The organism is Stenotrophomonas maltophilia, from assembly GCF_025642255.1.
Classification (GTDB): Bacteria; Pseudomonadota; Gammaproteobacteria; order Xanthomonadales; family Xanthomonadaceae; genus Stenotrophomonas; species Stenotrophomonas maltophilia_P.
Window position 1 is genome coordinate 3,106,962 of record NZ_CP106759.1, and the last position, 16,929, is coordinate 3,123,890.

12 protein-coding genes are annotated in these 16,929 nt (G+C 69.0%); 4 read left to right on the forward strand and 8 right to left on the reverse strand.

Annotated features, from left to right (window positions below; translation table 11 throughout):
* The first annotated feature begins 13 nt into the window (after positions 1–13).
* Both bioA and N8888_RS14310 read left to right on the forward strand, forming a co-directional pair.
* Positions 14–1,405 carry an adenosylmethionine--8-amino-7-oxononanoate transaminase gene (gene bioA, locus N8888_RS14305; RefSeq protein WP_262218575.1) on the forward strand — a complete coding sequence of 464 codons (1,392 nt, stop codon included), beginning with the start codon at positions 14–16 and terminating at the stop codon, positions 1,403–1,405.
* Positions 1,396–2,133, forward strand: coding sequence for a 16S rRNA (uracil(1498)-N(3))-methyltransferase (locus N8888_RS14310; protein ID WP_111186719.1), 738 nt, complete (start codon positions 1,396–1,398; stop codon positions 2,131–2,133). The genes bioA and N8888_RS14310 overlap by 10 nt, the downstream gene beginning before the upstream one ends.
* A 70-nt stretch (positions 2,134–2,203) precedes the next feature.
* Here the strand turns inward: N8888_RS14310 and N8888_RS14315 are convergent, their stop codons facing one another.
* From N8888_RS14315 to pilG, 7 genes are all read right to left on the reverse strand, one after another.
* Complete coding sequence (locus N8888_RS14315; protein WP_053518915.1) at positions 2,204–2,668, reverse strand: chemotaxis protein CheW; 465 nt, start codon at positions 2,666–2,668, stop codon at positions 2,204–2,206.
* Positions 2,665–3,984 (reverse strand): chemotaxis protein CheB, encoded by a 1,320-nt coding sequence (locus tag N8888_RS14320; RefSeq protein ID WP_263175344.1) that lies wholly within the window; start codon positions 3,982–3,984, stop codon positions 2,665–2,667. The genes N8888_RS14315 and N8888_RS14320 overlap by 4 nt, the downstream gene beginning before the upstream one ends.
* The gene (locus N8888_RS14325) at positions 3,971–10,513 is read right to left on the reverse strand and encodes an Hpt domain-containing protein (RefSeq protein WP_263175346.1); all 6,543 of its coding nucleotides are present in this window, start codon (positions 10,511–10,513) and stop codon (positions 3,971–3,973) included. The genes N8888_RS14320 and N8888_RS14325 overlap by 14 nt, the downstream gene beginning before the upstream one ends.
* A gap of 100 nt (positions 10,514–10,613) precedes the next feature.
* Positions 10,614–12,650, reverse strand: coding sequence for a methyl-accepting chemotaxis protein (locus N8888_RS14330; RefSeq protein ID WP_053518921.1), 2,037 nt, complete (start codon positions 12,648–12,650; stop codon positions 10,614–10,616).
* Positions 12,651–12,691: 41 nt separating this feature from the next.
* Positions 12,692–13,222, reverse strand: a complete 531-nt coding sequence (locus tag N8888_RS14335) for a chemotaxis protein CheW (protein WP_053518924.1) — start codon at positions 13,220–13,222, stop codon at positions 12,692–12,694.
* On the reverse strand, positions 13,222–13,584 hold the full coding sequence (locus tag N8888_RS14340) for a response regulator (RefSeq protein WP_053518925.1): 363 nt from the start codon (positions 13,582–13,584) through the stop codon (positions 13,222–13,224). Before N8888_RS14340 ends, N8888_RS14335 begins: the two co-directional genes overlap by 1 nt.
* A gap of 18 nt (positions 13,585–13,602) precedes the next feature.
* Entirely contained in the window at positions 13,603–14,004 is a 402-nt protein-coding gene (gene pilG, locus N8888_RS14345) for a twitching motility response regulator PilG (protein WP_005418455.1), read from the reverse strand.
* A 241-nt stretch (positions 14,005–14,245) separates the two neighbouring features.
* Here pilG and gshB point away from each other — a divergent pair, with 241 nt between their 5' ends.
* On the forward strand, positions 14,246–15,193 hold the full coding sequence (gene gshB / locus N8888_RS14350; protein ID WP_263175378.1) for a glutathione synthase: 948 nt from the start codon (positions 14,246–14,248) through the stop codon (positions 15,191–15,193).
* Positions 15,193–16,077, forward strand: a complete 885-nt coding sequence (locus N8888_RS14355) for an energy transducer TonB (protein ID WP_053518928.1) — start codon at positions 15,193–15,195, stop codon at positions 16,075–16,077. Before gshB ends, N8888_RS14355 begins: the two co-directional genes overlap by 1 nt.
* Before the next feature lie 137 nt (positions 16,078–16,214).
* Here N8888_RS14355 and tsaB read toward each other — a convergent pair whose 3' ends face one another.
* Positions 16,215–16,928, reverse strand: coding sequence for a tRNA (adenosine(37)-N6)-threonylcarbamoyltransferase complex dimerization subunit type 1 TsaB (gene tsaB, locus N8888_RS14360; RefSeq protein ID WP_263175380.1), 714 nt, complete (start codon positions 16,926–16,928; stop codon positions 16,215–16,217).
* Position 16,929 lies beyond the last annotated feature (1 nt).

Consider the following 16,929-nt stretch of genomic DNA (forward strand, 5'->3'; position numbering starts at 1 on the left):
TCATGAGCCCGAAATGCTAGCAGACCCAACCCCCTCCCCGCTGGCCCTGCACTGGCGGCAACGCGACCTGCAGGTGCTGTGGCATCCGTGCACACAGATGCGCGAGCATCCCGACACCCTGCCGCTGGTGCCGATCGCGCGCGGCGAGGGTGCGTGGCTGATCGACCATGACGGCAACCGCTATCTGGATGCCGTCAGCAGCTGGTGGACGAATCTGTTCGGCCACGCCGAGCCCCGCATCGGCGCCGCCATCGCGGCCCAGGCCGGCCAGCTGGAACAGGTGATGCTGGCCGGCTTCAGCCATGAGCCGGCGATCACCCTGGCCGAACGCCTGCTGGCACTGGCCCCGCGGCAGGCCGGGCGCGATCCGCTGGCCAAGGTGTTCTACGCCGACAACGGCTCGGCCGGGGTGGAAGTGGCACTGAAAATGGCCTTCCATTACTTCCATAACCGCGGCGAGACCCGGCGTACGCGTTTCATCGCGCTGGAAAACGGCTACCACGGTGAAACGCTCGGTGCGCTGGCGCTGGGCGACATCCCACTGTACCGGCGGGTGTACGCGCCGTTGCTGGCCGAAGGGCTGTTCGCACCCTCGCCCGACGCCTACCTGGCCGAGCCAGGGCAGAGCGCCGCCGAGCGTGCGCGCCAGGCCGCCGATGGCCTGGCGACGCTGTTCGACCAGCACCCCGGTGAAGTATGCGCGGTGATCCTGGAACCCCGCCTGCAGTGCGCCGGTGGCATGCGCATGCATGATCCGGTGTACCTGCAGCGCGTGCGTGAGCTGTGCGACGCGCACGGTGCGTTCATGATCGCCGACGAGATCGCCACCGGCTTCGGTCGCACCGGTACGATGTTCGCCTGCGAACAGGCCGGGGTGATGCCGGACCTGATGTGCCTGTCCAAGGGCCTGACCGGCGGGTTCCTGCCGCTGGCCGCGGTCCTGGCCACGCAGGCCCTGTACGACGCCTTTCTCGACGACTCCCGCGAGCGTGCGTTCCTGCACTCGCACAGCTATACCGGCAATCCGCTGGCGTGCGCTGCGGCGCTGGCGACGCTGGACATCTTCGGCAGCGACGATGTGATCGCGCGCAACCGCGGCACCGCATCGGTGATGGGCACCCTCGCGGCACCGTTTGCCGACCACCCGCATGTGGCCGATGTGCGCCAGGCCGGCATGGTGGTGGCATTCGAACTGTCGCGCGGCGGCGACAGGCGCACGCCCTTCGACCCCGGACTGCGGCTCGGCCTGCACGCGTACAAGGCAGCACTGAAGCGCGGCGTGGTCCTTCGCCCGCTGGGCGATGTGCTGTACTGGATGCCACCGTACTGCGTGGACGACGAACAACTGGATCTGCTGGCGCATACCACGCTGGCCGCCATCGACGAGGCGATTGCATGCGCGTGACCCGCTGTCCCATCGACCTGCCGCTGCACAGCGGCCAGACCGTGACCCTGCCCGAGGAGACCGCCAACCACCTGGTGCGGGTGATGCGCCTGCGCGAAGGCGATGGCTGCGTCCTGTTCAACGGCGATGGCCATGACTACGCTGCGACGCTGACCGTGGTCGGCAAGCGCGAAGTGCAGGCACGCATCGACAGCGTGCAGGCCATCGACATCGAATCGCCGCTGGCCATCACCCTGATGCAGGGCATCGCGCGCGGCGAAAAGATGGACCTGATCCTGCAGAAGGCCACCGAACTCGGCGTCAGCAGCATCCTGCCGGTGAACGCGGAACGCACCGAGGTGAAGCTGGACGCGGCCCGCGCGGAAAAGCGCGTGGCGCACTGGAACAACGTCGTGCAGTCGGCCTGTGGCCAGTCCGGGCGCGCGCGCATTCCACGGGTGGGTGCCCCGCTGTCGCTGGCGCAGGCGACCGCTGCACTGCCCGCCGATACGCTGCGGTTGACCCTGGACCCGATGGGTTCGCACCGGCTGTCGACATTGGCAGCGGCGCCCGCGGGCGGCATCGTGATCGCGATCGGTCCGGAGGGCGGCTGGTCGCCACGCGACCGCGAGCAGCTGGCCGCCGCCGGCTTCCAGGGCCTGCAGCTGGGCCCGCGCATCCTGCGCACGGAAACCGCCGGGCTGGCCGCGATCGCCGCGTTGCAGGCGCGGCTGGGTGATCTCGGTTAGGTCCACCGACAACCTGCACGCCAACGGCAGCGCCGGGCCATGCCCGGCGGCCTGTGTCCGGGGGGCGGCCTCAGGCCGCCAGTGAAGCCAGCGCGCTTTCCAGTGCGTCCAGATTCGGCAGCAGCGCGCTCTGCTCACCCAGCAGTACGCGCATGTGCACGATCTGCGGCAGGGTCTCCTCCGACGCATCGGCCAGCAGGCCATCGCGCGGCACCGAGATCAACTGCGGGAAGTTCTGGGTCAGCAACGCGTAATACGGCCGCTGCTGATCGCCGCTGAGCGCCTTCAGTACCACCACCTTGTTGTGGACACCGGCTGCCTCGTCCCCCAGCCCCGAAAGCCGTGCGAATGACACCAGCGGCACCTGCCAGCCATGCCAGGCGATCTCGCCGACCAGCCAGCGGGGGGCGTCGGCCACCGGCTGCACCGGCACCCGCGACATCATTTCGGCCACCGTGGCATTGGGCAGCAGCACGCGTTCGTTGCCGGCCTGGATCAGGACACCACGGATTTCATCGTTGCTGGCGTAACTCATGGAGCTTCTCCGTTGTGGTCACCCTCGCCCCAGCGCGCGGCGATGATCTGCGCCAGTTCCTGCGGTTCGCCAGCGGCCATGCCGGCGGCGACCACGGCGGTGGCGGCGGCCGGGTCGTAGCATCCCTCCCCCACCTGCCCGGCCACCCACGCGCCCGCGGCAGCCAGGTCCAGCGCCGGCCCGACATGGCCCAGATCGGCACCGCTGAGCAGTACCAGTGCGGTGTACTGGGCCGGCAACGCGGCAATCGAGATGCCCTGCGCGTCGGTCAGGAAATGCAGACCGTCGCTGGCCGCGCGGACGCCGATGTCATCGGCCAGCACATGCACCTGCCCGGGCGTGGCGCGCTGGCCGGCTTCGGCCAGCTGCACCGGCAGCGGCGAGACACGCGCCATCTGCTTGACGAGATTGCCGTAGCGGCCCCCATCCAGGCGCATGTGCACCAGCACCGGCACCGCCAATGCCGAAGGCAGCGCGCCCAGCAGGCGACGCAACGCATCAGGGCCACCGATCCCGGCCAGCACCAGCAGCGCGCCCGCGCGTGCGCCGGGCGGGGCGGCCGCATCCAGGTCGACCAGGCTCAGGTGGTCGGTATCGAACGACGATGAGCGCGCCTCGACCTCCGCTGCGGCGTACGCCGGGGTGGCGGCATCGGCCGACTCGTCCACCAGCGACCACGCGGTGTGATCGAACGCCACCGACGGTGCCGCGGGGGGTTCTGTCCGTGCGACCGGCGCTTCCGGCGGTTCGGGCACGATCGGCTGCAGCGCGGCCAGAGCGTGTTCGAACGCGACCGGTTCATGCAGCTGCGCCGGCGGTGCGTACAGGCCATCGGCTGGCACGTCGTCGGCCCAGCGGTGTGCCTGTTGCAGGTGCGTCTGCAGCGCTGCCTCCTGCGGCGCAGGTGGCGGCGCAGGACGGCCTGGCTCCAGCTGCAGGGCCGGTTCGTCCTCGGCGCCCGGCGGCAGCACCTGCTGGTGTCCATGCAGCTTGGCGGCCAGGTGACGCCCCCAGCGCTGCGCCTCCCAGCCGTTCCGGCGCGCGGCCAGCTCGGCCTCGTCGAACACCAGGGTCAGGCCGGGTGCGGACAGCACCGGTTCCAGGCGTTCCAGGGCGTCCTCGACCGCCGCTTCCAGTGCGATCACCACGAACTGCGGCCGCGCGTCATGCAGCGCCTGCGGTTCAAGGCCATTCGGATCGTCTTCCAGCACGATCTGCACGTCGGCGTGCGCCAGCGCTTCGCGCAGGCGCTCACGCGCCGCGCCAGGCCGGGCCAGCAGGGCGACGGCCGGGTTGGCGGCTTCACTCTCGGACACGGGCGATCCCCAGCAGGTCGTACACGTTACGCATCAGGTCCAGCTCCTGATAAGGCTTGCCCAGGTAGCGCTGGACGCCGATCTCGAAAGCGCGCTGCCGGTGCTTGTCGCCGCTGCGCGAGGTGATCATCACGATCGGAACGTCCCTGTAACGCGGGTCGGCGCGCATCGCGGTGGCCAGCTCGTAGCCGTCCATGCGCGGCATCTCGATATCCAGCAGCATCAGGTCGGGAACACGCTCCTCCAGCCGCTCCAGCGCCTCCACGCCATCGCGGGCGACGCTGACCTCGAAGTTGTGGCGCTCCAGGATGCGGCCGGTGACCTTGCGCATGGTCAGCGAGTCGTCGACCACCATCACCAGCGGCACCTGCCGTTCCTGACGCGGCGCATTGACCAGCACCGGCGGCGTCGGGTTGGCCAGGTAACGACGCACCAGCGGCGCCACGTCCAGGATCACCACCACACGGCCATCGCCGGTGATGGTGGCACCGTAGATGCCCGGCACCGATGCGATCTGCAGGCCGACCGGCTTGACCACGATTTCGCGGTTGCCCAGCACCTGGTCGATCGCCACGGCAGCTCGCAGGTCGCCGGCGCGGACCAGCAGCAGCGGCACCTGCGCCTGGCCCTCGGCACGTGCCGGTGCCTGGCCGACCAGGCTGCCCAGGTCGTACAGCGGATAGTCTTCGCCGCTGTAGCGATAGCTGCTGTCGGCGGCCTCGAAGCGCTCGCGCGAGAGGCGGCCGATACCGCTGACCGAAGCCACCGGCACGGCAAAGGTGGTTTCGCCGATCTGCACGAACACGGCCTGGGTGACGGCCAGCGTCTGCGGCAGGCGCAGGGTGAAACGCACGCCCTGGCCACGCACCGACTGGATATCGACCGAGCCACCCAGCTGGCGCACTTCATTGCGCACCACGTCCATGCCCACGCCGCGGCCTGCCAGCTGGCTGACCTGGTCGGCGGTGGAGAAGCCCGATGCGAAGATCAGATTGTCCAGTTCGTGATCGGCAGGCTGCGCGTCGGCGGCCAGCAGGCCACGGTCGATCGCGCGGCGACGGATCGCCTCCCGATCCAGACCGGCGCCGTCATCGGCCACGTCCAGCACGATTTCCGAGCCTTCGCGATGCAGGCGGATGGCAATCTCGCCCTCTTCCGGCTTGCCGGCGGCACGGCGCTGCTCCGGCGCCTCCAGGCCATGGGCCACCGAGTTGCGCAGCATGTGCTCCAGTGGCGCGACCATGCGGTCGAGGACGTTGCGGTCCAGTTCGCCATGGGTGCCTTCCAGGGTCAGGTGGACCTGCTTGCCGGTGTCGATGCCGGCCTGGCGCACCACGCGGCGCAGACGCGGCACCAGGCCGTCGAACGGCACCATCCGCGCACGCATCAGGCCATCCTGCAGCTCCGAACTGACGCGCGACTGTTGCTGCAGCAAGGCATCGTACTGCCGCGAGAGATCGTCCAGCACGCCCTGCAGGCCGCCCAGGTCGGCGGCGGACTCGTTCAGCGCACGGCTGAGCTGCTGCAGGGTGGAGAAGCGGTCCAGTTCCAGCGGATCGAACTTCTGGTCGGCCTGGTCCTGCTCACGCTGGTAGCGGGCAACGATCTGCGCTTCGGTCTCCAGGTCGAGGCGACGCAGCTGGTCGCGCAGACGCGCGTTGGTGCGTTCAAGCTCGCCCATCGCGCCGCGGAAGGCGCCGAGCTGCTGCTCCAGGCGCGACCGGTAGATCGCCACCTCACCTGCGTGATTGACCAGGCGGTCGAGCAGATCCGCGCGCACGCGCACCTGCTCCTGCTGGGGACGTGCCAGCGGATCGTCCTCGACCGTGCTTTCGACCGGCAACGGCGCGGACAGCGGTGCATCGACCAGGGCAACGTTCGCGGGTACGACGGTGGTTTCAGTCTCCACCGGGCCAGCCGTGCCGACGGCGGCAGCCGCTGCCGGATCGGTGGCGGTACGTGCCTCGAAAGCATCGACCAGGTCCTGCGCCGGTTCCACCACACGATGCTCGCCGGTACGGGTCAGCAGCTGGTGCAGGCGATCGAAACCGCGCTCGAGCAGCTGCACGTCGCGGCGCTCGATCTCGGTGCGCCCCGCCGCGACCACCTCCAGCAGCGATTCGATGCTGTGGCCGAGGTCGCCGATGGCGTTGATGCCGGCCATGCGTGCGCCGCCCTTCAGCGTATGCAGGTCACGCTGCAGGCCGGCAAGCACTTCGCGGTCCTGCGGCGCATCGCGCAGCTCGCTGATCAGGCCATCGCAGTGATCAAGCAGGTCCTTGCCTTCTTCGACGAAGATGTCGACCAGCTCGCGGTCATACACGGTGAAGTCAAGCAGATCGGCAGGCTCCTCGCCCACGCTGCCTTCCGGTTCCGGTTCCGGTTCCGGTTCCGGCATCGGCTCGATCGGCTCGTGTGCCGGCACGTCATCTTCGGCAACCGGACCCTCGACCGGCGTGGAACCGCCCGGTCCGGCAGCGCCGCTGCCCTGGCCCGGCGCGTCTTCCATCTCGAAGAACGGCGACGGCGGCGCGGCTGCCGGCTGCGGATCGACCGCAGGCTCTGCAAGGGACTCCCCGGCATTCACCGTCGCCGGGGACGGCGGGTCGGCGCTCTCTCCTTCACCGACCGCCGTCTCCCCGCCGACGTCCGCATCCTCGGCAAAGGCATCCGCCTCGCCCGGCGCGAGTTCGCTGGCCTGCAGGCCGAGCACGGACCACTGCCCGTCGTCGGCCGGAGTCTGCTCTTCGTCGATCACATGCAGGCCGGCTTCGAGCGCAGCTTCCAATGTGACCGGTTCCGCAAAACCCGGCGCAGCCATGTCATCCTGCAGGCTCGACAGCGTGCTGTCGAGTGGCAGTGCAGCAGCGTCATCACTCGCATCGAACCCTTCCACGTCATCCCACGACGTATTCAGGTCGATCGTTTCGGTGAACGCAGCGGCGTCCGCCGCCTCATCCGCATCACGGTCGTCGACCGGCAGCGCGCTGGCGTCCAGGTACGGCGACAGGTCGTCCGCGCCTGTCAGCGCGGCGTCTTCGGCCAGCGCGGGGGGCGCATCGGCGACCGCCGATGACACTTCCGCTGCGGATTCATCGGCAGCGAGCGCGACCGGCGGCAGCGTGGCTGCGGCCTCCTGTCCGGTACCGCCCAGCGACGGCCAGCCGGCGTCGAAGTAGCGCGAAAGGTCATCACTGGCCGTGAGCTCGGCCACGTCCAGTCCGTCCTTCGCCGGATCGGCTGCGGGCACGTCATGGGTGTCAGCAGGTGCACTGTCGATCCCGGCGTTGGTGTCGGCGTCGATGTCGCTCTGCGCCTCGGCAGGAACCGGCGCGTCCACCTCGTGCGCAGGCTCTCCATCGGTCGCGAGCGCCTCTTCGTCATCCAGCCCCACCAGCGGCCAGCGCGCTTCCGGCAGCTCGCCGGCCAGGGTCTGCAGGCGCTGCACCAGCGCAGGCTGAGGTGCAATGCGCGGCTGCTCCGCCTGCAGTGCTTCCATGGTCGCGGTAATGGCCTGCGCGGTCGCGTCGAGCGCAGCAACGCCCTCGTCGCCCGGCACCACATCGGCAGCCAGGGCCCGCTTGATATAGGATTCGGCGCCGCCCGTGACCGCCGTGATCTCCGGCACCTCGGTCATCGCGAAGGCGCCATTCATGGTGTGCACGGCGCGCAGCAGCGCATCGCTCACCGGCTGTGGTGCCTGCTGCGCCGAGCGCAGCCACGCCTGCAGGGTTGCCTGGTGGACCTCCACCTCGGCTTCGAGGATCTCGCGCAGCACGCTGTCGATATTGGCCGGAGTCCCCTCGACCGCGGTCGCGTTCCCGGCGTCGTCTGTCGTCGCCGCTTCCGCTTCGAGAATGCGGCTGATCTCGTCCTCGCCCTCTTCCGCCGCCGGCGCCACCGGTGCGGGCGCCGCAGCCGGCAGCGGCACGTAGAACGTCTCTTCGCCGGCACCCACGCGATCGGCGACGGCCTGCATCGCCTGCAGATCGACACTGATGCGCTGGCCATGACGCAGTGCGTCGCTCAGCTGCGGCAAGGCGGCATGCGCGTGATCAACCATCGCCAGCACCGCCGGCGTGGCCGGACGGCTGCCGTCAAGCACACGGTTGAGCATGCCTTCGATCTTCCACGCGAACTCGCCCAGCGTCCGCGCACCGACCAGACGGCCGCTGCCCTTGAGGGTGTGGAAGATGCGGCGGATCGGCCGCAGCCGGTCCAGATTGTCCGGCTGCGCGTGCCATGCCGGCAGCAGCGTTCCGAGGTTGGCACGCTCGTCGTCGAACTCTTCCAGGAACACCTCGCGGATGTCCTCGTCGATGTTCTCCGCATCATCGTCGAAGCCGGCATCGAAGCCCGCTTCGGACGCAGCCGTGATCGCGACCGGCGCGTCGGCGGCCGATGGCATCGCCCGCGGGTTGAAGTCCTGCGCGGCGGCGCTCAGTTCAGCGAAGAACCGGGCATCGGCCTCGCTGAAATCGATCGGTGCGATGGTATCGATCTCGATCAGGGCCACTGCCGGTACTGCGTCTGCGGCAGGCGATGCGTCCGCGGCGAGGGTGATCGGATCCGCTGGCTCCGCATCATCGATGTCCAGCACCGGATGCAGGTCTGCGTCGTCTTCCAGCACCAGCGTTTCCATCGCATGCAGGGACAGCACGTCGTCGGCGTTGTCCAGTGCACCGGCGTCGAAACGGAATACGACCTCATCAGCCGCCACGTCCGCGGCGCCATGCTCGGCGGCCACCGGATCGAATACCGGCGCCGACGTGATATCCGGGGTACCGGATCCGGACGCGAACGTCACTGTGTCGTCGCCGGAGACCGACGGTGCATCCGCCATGTCGTCCACCTGGGACAGCGTCCACTGCGGCGCCTCGGCTGGTGCCGGATCGATCGTTTCGTCGCTGGCCAAGGCCGGCGCATGGGCATCATCCGCGTGCGTGGCACCGACCTCTACAGCCGCCAGGTCCCATTGCGGCACGGCCGGGGCCGGTGCGCTGGATGCAGCGAACACCAGCGAGCCACCCGCATCGGGCGTCGTCCCCGGTACCGCGACCGGTGCTGACAACCCACCGAACATCAGCCCGTTGTCGGTCACTGGCGGTGCCGGCGGCGGATCGAAGACGAAGTCCGGCAAGGCGGCAGCCACACTGCCGACGGCGGGCGCGGCCGTGCTCACATCGATGTCGACATGGCCGGGCTGCAACGGCATCACCTGCAGGTCTACCGCCTCGCGCTCGACCGCCTGCACGCCCTGCGGCGCCTCGTCGATCGCGGCGCGCTCCGGCAGCGGCCAGTAGCGCAGCGCTTCCAGGCTGCTGCGGGTGATCTCCAGAATGTCCTCACGGCCCGGACGACGATCACGCAGGGCTTCGAGGTAGTACTCCAGGCTGGCCATGGCGTCGGCGAGCGTATCCAGCTGGCGCCCGCTGGGCACACGCCGGCGACCGATCAGCTCGGCGTCGATGTACTGCTGGACGCCGCGCAGGTAGTCGGCGGCAGTCCCCAGGTCGAGCATCCGCAGTGCACCGGCGACGTCGCCGAGCAGGCGCGGCACGTCCTGCAGTTCCGCGTGGTTCCAGCTGGTTTCGATGAACGCGACAAAGTGCTCGCGGGCCGCAGCGAAATTGGCGATGGCCTCGTGTGCCAGCACCTCGACGGTACGACGGTTTTCCACGGCGGCAGGGTCATCCTCGCCGCTGCCATCCGCACCCAGATGGGCAACCTGGTCATCCAGCGACGCATCGACGTAGAGCAGCGCGCCGGCGATGTCCAGCAACAGGTTCTCGTCGATCTGCTGGCGGCCCTCGACCACGCCGCGCAGCGCGTCGCGCTGCTGCACGACCACGCCGCGGGCCACGCCCAAGCCCATCATGCCCAGCGTATCGGCCACGGCCCCCAGTTCGTCGGCCTGCGTCTGCAGCTGTTCCGCTGCACCGCCGGTGCGCAGATGCAGGTCCAGCGCATCCTTGATGCGCAGCAGCTCTTCCTTCACCGCGCTGCCGACCGTATCGAGCAGTTCGCGGTTGCGCCCGCTCAGGCTGCCGCGAGCATGGTCGAGCTCGGCTTCGGTGGCGGTGACGCTGTCGGGAGCGAACGCGAACAGGACACTCTCGTTGATGCCGGCCGCACCGCGCGCGGCGCGGATGTCATTGAGCAGCGGCAGCAGCACGATCGGAATGTCGCGGTGGCCGTTCTGCAGGCGCTCCAGATAGTCGGGCAGCAGCACGCTGCCGCGCATCAGCGTGGCGCAGGCCTCGTCGCGATCAGACGCCTGGCCGCTGCCGATCGCATTGGCGAGCTGCTCCAGCTCCTCGGCCACCATTGCCGGGGCGTACAGTTCGACCATGCGCAGGGTGCCCTGCACCTGGTGCAGGTGGCCGGCGCAGATACGCATGCGGCTGGCATCGGACGGATCCTCGGCGTAGTACTCGACCTCGTTGCGCACCTGGCGCAGGGTCTCGTCCAGCTCGGGCTTGACCCAACCCAGCGCTGCGTGGCTCATCGCATCGCGCAGAGTGCTCATTGACAGGCTCCGGTCGCCGCCGCGCGAAGGCCGCGCTGGATCTGGCGTGGGGAATGGAAATGCTTCATCGACGGGTTCCTTGCTCTTCGCCCTGCCCGCGTCACGCCGGCAGCTTGAAGTCGGCGACCGAACGACGCAGGTCGGCAGCCAGCTGCGCGAGGTGGCCGATCGACTCCGCGGTCTGTCCGGCACCCTGTGAGGTCTGGCCGGTGATCTGGCGGATCACGCCCATCGTGCGGGTGATGTCCGACGCGGCTGCGGACTGCTGCTGGGCCGCGATGGAGATGTTCTTGATGAGGGTGTTCAGTGCATTGGACACGCGCTCGATCTCGGTCAGTGCCGTACCGGCGTCTTCGGCCAGACGTGCACCGGACACCACTTCGGCGGTGGTCTGTTCCATCGAGGTGACGGCCTCGTTGGTGTCGGCCTGGATGGCCTGCACCAGGTTCTCGATACGGCGCGTGGCGCCCGATGTGCGCTCTGCCAGGCGCTGCACTTCGTCGGCCACGACCGCGAAGCCGCGGCCCGCTTCGCCCGCCGACGCGGCCTGCACCGCTGCATTCAATGCCAGGATGTTGGTCTGTTCGGAAATGTCGTTGATCAGTTCCACGATCGAGCCGATCTCCTGCGACGACTCACCCAGGCGCTTGATGCGCTTGGAAGTTTCCTGGATCTGGTCGCGGATCTGGTCCATGCCCTGGATGGTCTCGCGGACCACGCCGGCACCCTCGGCGGCAATCACCACCGAGCGCTGTGCCACGTCGGCCGATTCGGCCGAGTTGCGCGAAACCTGCTCGATGCTCGCTGCGATTTCGCCGATGCGGTCCGAGGCCGAGGTGATCTGGTTGGCCTGGTGGCCGGCTGCTTCTGCCAGCTGCATGGCCGTCGCCTGGGTTTCCTGGGTGGACAGCGCGACCTTGGCCGAGGTGTCGTTGATGGTCGTCACCAGGTGGCGCAGCTCGTCGACGGCGTAGTTGATCGCGTCGGCGATGGCGCCGGTCATGTCCTCGGTCACCGACGCCTTGACGGTCAGGTCGCCCTCGCCCAGCGAGGAGATTTCGTCCAGCAGGCGCATGATCGCCTGCTGGTTGCGGCTGTTGAACTCCACCTGGGTCTGGTAGCGCAGCTCCTGCTCACGCGAGCGGCTGCGCACGTTGGTGGAGACGAAACCGATGATCGCGATCAGCGACAGCGCACCGGACGCTACACCGATCCAGAAGTTCGGGAACAGGCGGGTATCGGACACCGAGCCGAACGAAGAGAAGGCTTCGAACAGCTTGCGGCTGTCATCCAGCATGTGCGCCGAGCCCTGGCCCAGCGCGGTGGCCGCCGACTGCGCGGCGAACAGCTGGCGCGAGCTGGCCAGGATCGCATCGGCATCGGCCTTCATCGCCTGCCACTGGGTGTGCGACTGCTCCAGCGCGGCCACGGCGGCCGGGCCACGCACTGCGGTGATGCCCAGTTCCTCGTTGCCGTTGCGCAGGCCGTCGAGCACCTGCGAGAACACGGTGATGTCACGCGCCAGTGCGTCGCCCGCGGCGGCCGCCGAAGAGCCGCCCGCACGCATTTCGGTGACCCGTCGGGCCATCGAGCCGGCCACCACGACCTGCTGCAGCGCGCTGTATACCTGCGCGGCCGGTGCACCCGAAGCCGACATCGCGCGCACCACCTCGTTCAGCTGCGCCTGCAGCCCCGGCACCGCGCCAGTGAAGTTGTTGGCATTGCCGGCCAGGGCCAGCACCGCCGGCTCGCTGGCGACCAGCTGCCCGGCCTGCTTGCCCAGCGGCGCCCAGGTTTCACCCAGCGTCGAGATCGCCCGCGACACGCCCGGTTCCTTGCCGTAGCGCCCCTGCAGCGTCGAGACATTCTGTTCGATCGCGTTGCGGGTGGCCTTGAAGGCAGTGAACGCCTGGGCATTGCCGCCCACCGCGTCACGCCCCTGGTTGGCCAGCTGCTGCGACAGCACCTGCAGGTCCGCGGCCTTGGAACCGGCATCGGCCAGGCGGCTGCCCTGCCAGGTCGCCACGCCGGTATTGACGCCGAACAGGATCATCGATGCCAGCAGCAGGGCCAGCCAGAGGTTGCTGCCGCCCAGCCGAAGCTTGCCGGTCTTGGTGGCGTCCGAAGCAGTACTCATCGTTCAACCTCGATCTTCAGTGCAGGGGGCGATGCCCGGCCTCAGGCCGCGGCTTGCCGGAATTCAGGAGTGCGCGACAGCAGCGAGAGCGAGAACACGCCCCAGTCCTGGCCGTCAGCATGGAAACCGCGCTCGACGAAGTGCCCGTAACGACCCTCGGCCAGGCTGCCGGCCTCGATCTGCTGGTCGGCTTCGAAGCTGCGCTGGCCGAACAGTTCGTCGATGGTCAGTGCGACGTCACCGCCGGCCTGGCGCATGATCAGCACGCGCTGCCCTTCCTGCTGCACGGTGCGTGTGCCTTCCAGGAAGTACTTCAGGTCGACCACCGGGAACAGGTTGCCGCGCAGGTTGCCCACGCCCAGCAGCCAGGGCTGCGCGCAGGGCACGGGCGTGACCGGCGGCATCGGCACGATCTCCACCACTTCGCGGAAATCGGACACCAGCCGGCGCTGGCCGACGCGATAGCCGACGCCTCGCCAGAGGTCCTGGACGAATTGCCGGCCCGGCAGCTGCACCGCATGGGCCAGGCTGCGCCGTTCGTAGGCTTCGAGAATGTCGAAAGGCGAGCGCATCAGGCCACCAGTTCGTTGATCCGCGCGATCAGTTCATCCTCGCGCGGCGGCTTGACGATGTAGTCGGCCGCACCCTGGCGCAGCCCCCACGCCTTGTCGGTCTCCATCGCCTTGGTACTGACGATGATGACCGGGATGTGCCGGGTCGCGGCGTCGCGGGCCATCGCCCGGGTGGCCTGGAAACCGCTCATGCCCGGCAGGACCACGTCCATCAGCACCAGCTGCGGCACCTGGTCGCGGACAAGCTGCAGGCCATCCTCGGCGTTGTCCGCTTCCAGCACCTCGTGGCCGGCACGGCGCAGCCACTGGGTGAACACCGCGCGGTCGGTCGGTGAATCCTCGATCAGGACGATACGAGCCATTGTGCCTTTCCCCCCTGGTCAGGCGTTGACGTATGTGCGGATGGCACCCAGCAGTTCTTCGCGCGTAAAAGGCTTGGTCAGGTACTGCTCCGACCCGACGATGCGCCCCCGCGCCTTGTCGAACAGGCCGTCCTTGGACGACAGCATGATCACCGGGGTCGCCTTGAACAGCTGGTTTCCCTTGATCAGCGCGCAGGTCTGATAGCCATCCAGACGCGGCATCATGATGTCGACGAAGATGATCTGCGGCTGCTGGTCGGCAATCTTCGCCAGCGCTTCAAAGCCGTCGGTGGCGGTGACCACCTCGCAGCCTTCGCGCTTGAGCAGCGTTTCCGCAGTCCTGCGGATGGTCTTCGAATCATCGATGACCATCACCCGGAGTCCTGCGAGTTCCCCGCCCGCAGTCGTGTTTTCAGTCATTGCCTATCCCCAAGCGCACGGCCCGGTCTCAGGCGGGGGCCGCTACGAAAGCGTATCTATATCGCACTTTCCGCGCCCGCTTCAAGGCCGGCCCATCACGCGGGCCGTGCTACCGGGCTGAACGTGACGGGGTTCGCATACGGTGCGCGGCCCGGCGGACGGACGCAGCGTTGCATCGCGGCAGGGAGGCGCACGGCGGGCGTTGCCGCTACCATCAACGCCTTGCCTGACAGGTGCGCCCATGCCGTTGAACGTCATCGTGGTGATGGACCCCATCGCCCACATCAAGATCGCCAAGGACACCACCTTCGCCATGCTGCTGGAAGCCCAGCGCCGCGGCCATGCCCTGCACTACGTGCGGCCGGGCGGACTGGCCCTGGAAGGTGGCGTGGCGGTGGCCCAGACCGCCCCGCTGCGGGTCCGCGACGACCCCGCCGGCTGGTACGAGCTGGGCGGGTTCAGCCGGACCGAGTTCGGTCCCGGCCAGATCGTGCTGATGCGCAAGGATCCGCCGGTCGATGCCGAATACGTTTACGACACCCAGGTGCTGGACGTGGCCGCTGCGGCCGGCGCCTGCGTGGTCAACAATCCGCAGGGCCTGCGCGACTACAACGAAAAACTGGCCGCGCTGCTGTTCCCGCAGTGCTGTCCGCCGACCCTGGTCAGCCGCGACGCCAAGGCATTGAAGGCCTTCGCGCTGGAACATGGCCAGGCCGTGCTGAAGCCCCTGGATGGCATGGGAGGGCGCTCGATCTTCCGCAGCGGCCAGGGCGACCCGAACCTGAACGTGATTCTGGAAACGTTGACCGACGGCGGACGCAGGCTGGCGCTGGCACAGAAGTTCATCCCGGACATCAGTGCCGGCGACAAGCGCATCCTGCTGATTGACGGCGAGCCGGTCGACTACTGCCTGGCGCGCATTCCGCAGGGCGACGAGTTCCGCGGCAACCTGGCCGCTGGCGGGCGCGGCGAAGGCCGTCCGCTGAGCGAGCGCGATCGCTGGATCGCCGCGCAGGTGGGACCGGAAATGAAGCGCCGCGGCATGCGCTTCGTTGGCCTGGATGTGATCGGCGACTACCTGACCGAAGTCAACGTCACCAGCCCCACCTGCGTGCGCGAACTGGACGCGCAGTACGGCCTGAACATCGCCGGCACGCTGTTCGACGCGCTCGAGGCCGGCCTGCACTGATGCCCGCCGCACCCGCCGTCCTGCCACCGCCGCCGCGCGAAGCGCAGCGGCTGGGTGCCACCCTCACCCTGTCGGTGCTGGTCCACGTCCTGCTGATCCTGGGGGTGGGTTTCGCCGTGAAGGGCGAGGCCCCACTGGTGCCCACGCTGGAAGTGATCTTCAGCCAGACCCGCACCGCGCTGACGCCGAAGCAGGCGGACTTCCTGGCCGCCGCCAGCCAGGAAGGCGGCGGTGACCACGACCGCGCGCAGCGTCCGCGCGACAACCAGGCCGGGATCGTGCCGCAGGCCCAGGCCGGGGTCAGCCCGGTGCCACAGCAGCAGCAATCCGCAGCGCCCGTGCCACCGCCGCAGGCCCGCGTGGTCAGCAGCCGCAATGGCCAGGACACGGTGGCACGTGCGCAGGCCCAGCCAACGCCACTGGAACCGGTGCCGGACGCACCGATGACCGCACGCGAGCAGCGCGATGCGGAGATGGCGCGGCTGGCAGCCGAGGTCCACCTGCGCTCGGCGCAGTACGCCAAGCGACCGAACCGCAAATTCGTCTCGGCCAGCACGCGCGAATATGCCTATGCCAATTACCTGCGCGCCTGGGTCGACCGCGCCGAGCAGGTGGGCAACCTGAACTATCCGGACGAGGCACGGCAACGCCGTCTCGGCGGCCAGGTGGTCATCAGCGTTGGCGTGCGTCGCGATGGCAGTGTGGAAAGCAGCCGCATCCTGCGTTCAAGCGGAACACCGCTGCTGGATGAGGCCGCGCTGCGGGTGGTGACGCTGGCACAGCCGTTCCCGCCGCTGCCGCGTACCGAGGACGGAATCGACATCCTGCAGGTCACCCGCACGTGGGTGTTCCTGCCCGGCGGCGAACTGCGCGACGACCGGTAGGGGGTGTTGCCCGGGCCTGCGGCCCGGGACCCGCTGAAGGCAACAGCAACGTCAACAGCAAAAGCGGCGGTCAGTGTAGTGACGCCTGGCGGGGCGGTGCCGGGCGGCGGGGACGCCGCAGGTACGTCTGTGCAGGCTCAGCCGTTGGCCTTCGCCTTGGCCTCGCGCGCGGCCTGCTGCTCGACCAGGGTCAAGGCCACGTTGTCGCGCAGGTAGGCCGGTTCCACCCTCTCCGGCGCGATGCCCTCGCCACGTGCCAAGGCCGGCACCGCCAACGCCAGCACGTCCGATGCCCGCGGCAGCGCCGCGGCGTCAAACCCCCGCAGGCCCGCCCCCAGCTGCGTGACCAGCGCGCCCTCGGCCGCACCGAATCCCGTGCCGACACCGAACACCGACAGATCGTCCGGCAACGCTACTGCGGCCGGTGCGCACACCCGCTCTGCATCGCACGGCATCGGCAGGCCGTCCACGCGCTTGAAACGCGCGACGTAGAGTTCGCCCATCCGTGCATCGATCGCCGACAGGATCTGCCTTTCTTCTGCCGGCGCACGCAGCGCCAGCACCTGCAGGGTCGATACCGGCAGCAGCGGACGGTCCAACGCCAGTGCGATGCCCTGGGCAAGGGCGATCGCCAGGCGCACCCCGGTGAAGGCACCCGGACCACGACTGAGTGCGATGCCATCGAGCTGGCGGCGGCTGATACCGGCCTCGGCCAGCAGCGCGTCGGCCCACGGCAGGCTCAGCTCGGCATGCCGGCGCGGGGCGATCTCGAAGCGTTCCAGGACCTGCCCGTCTACGTGCAGGGCAACGGAACAGGCTTCGGTGGCGGTTTCAAAGGCGAGCAGTTTCATC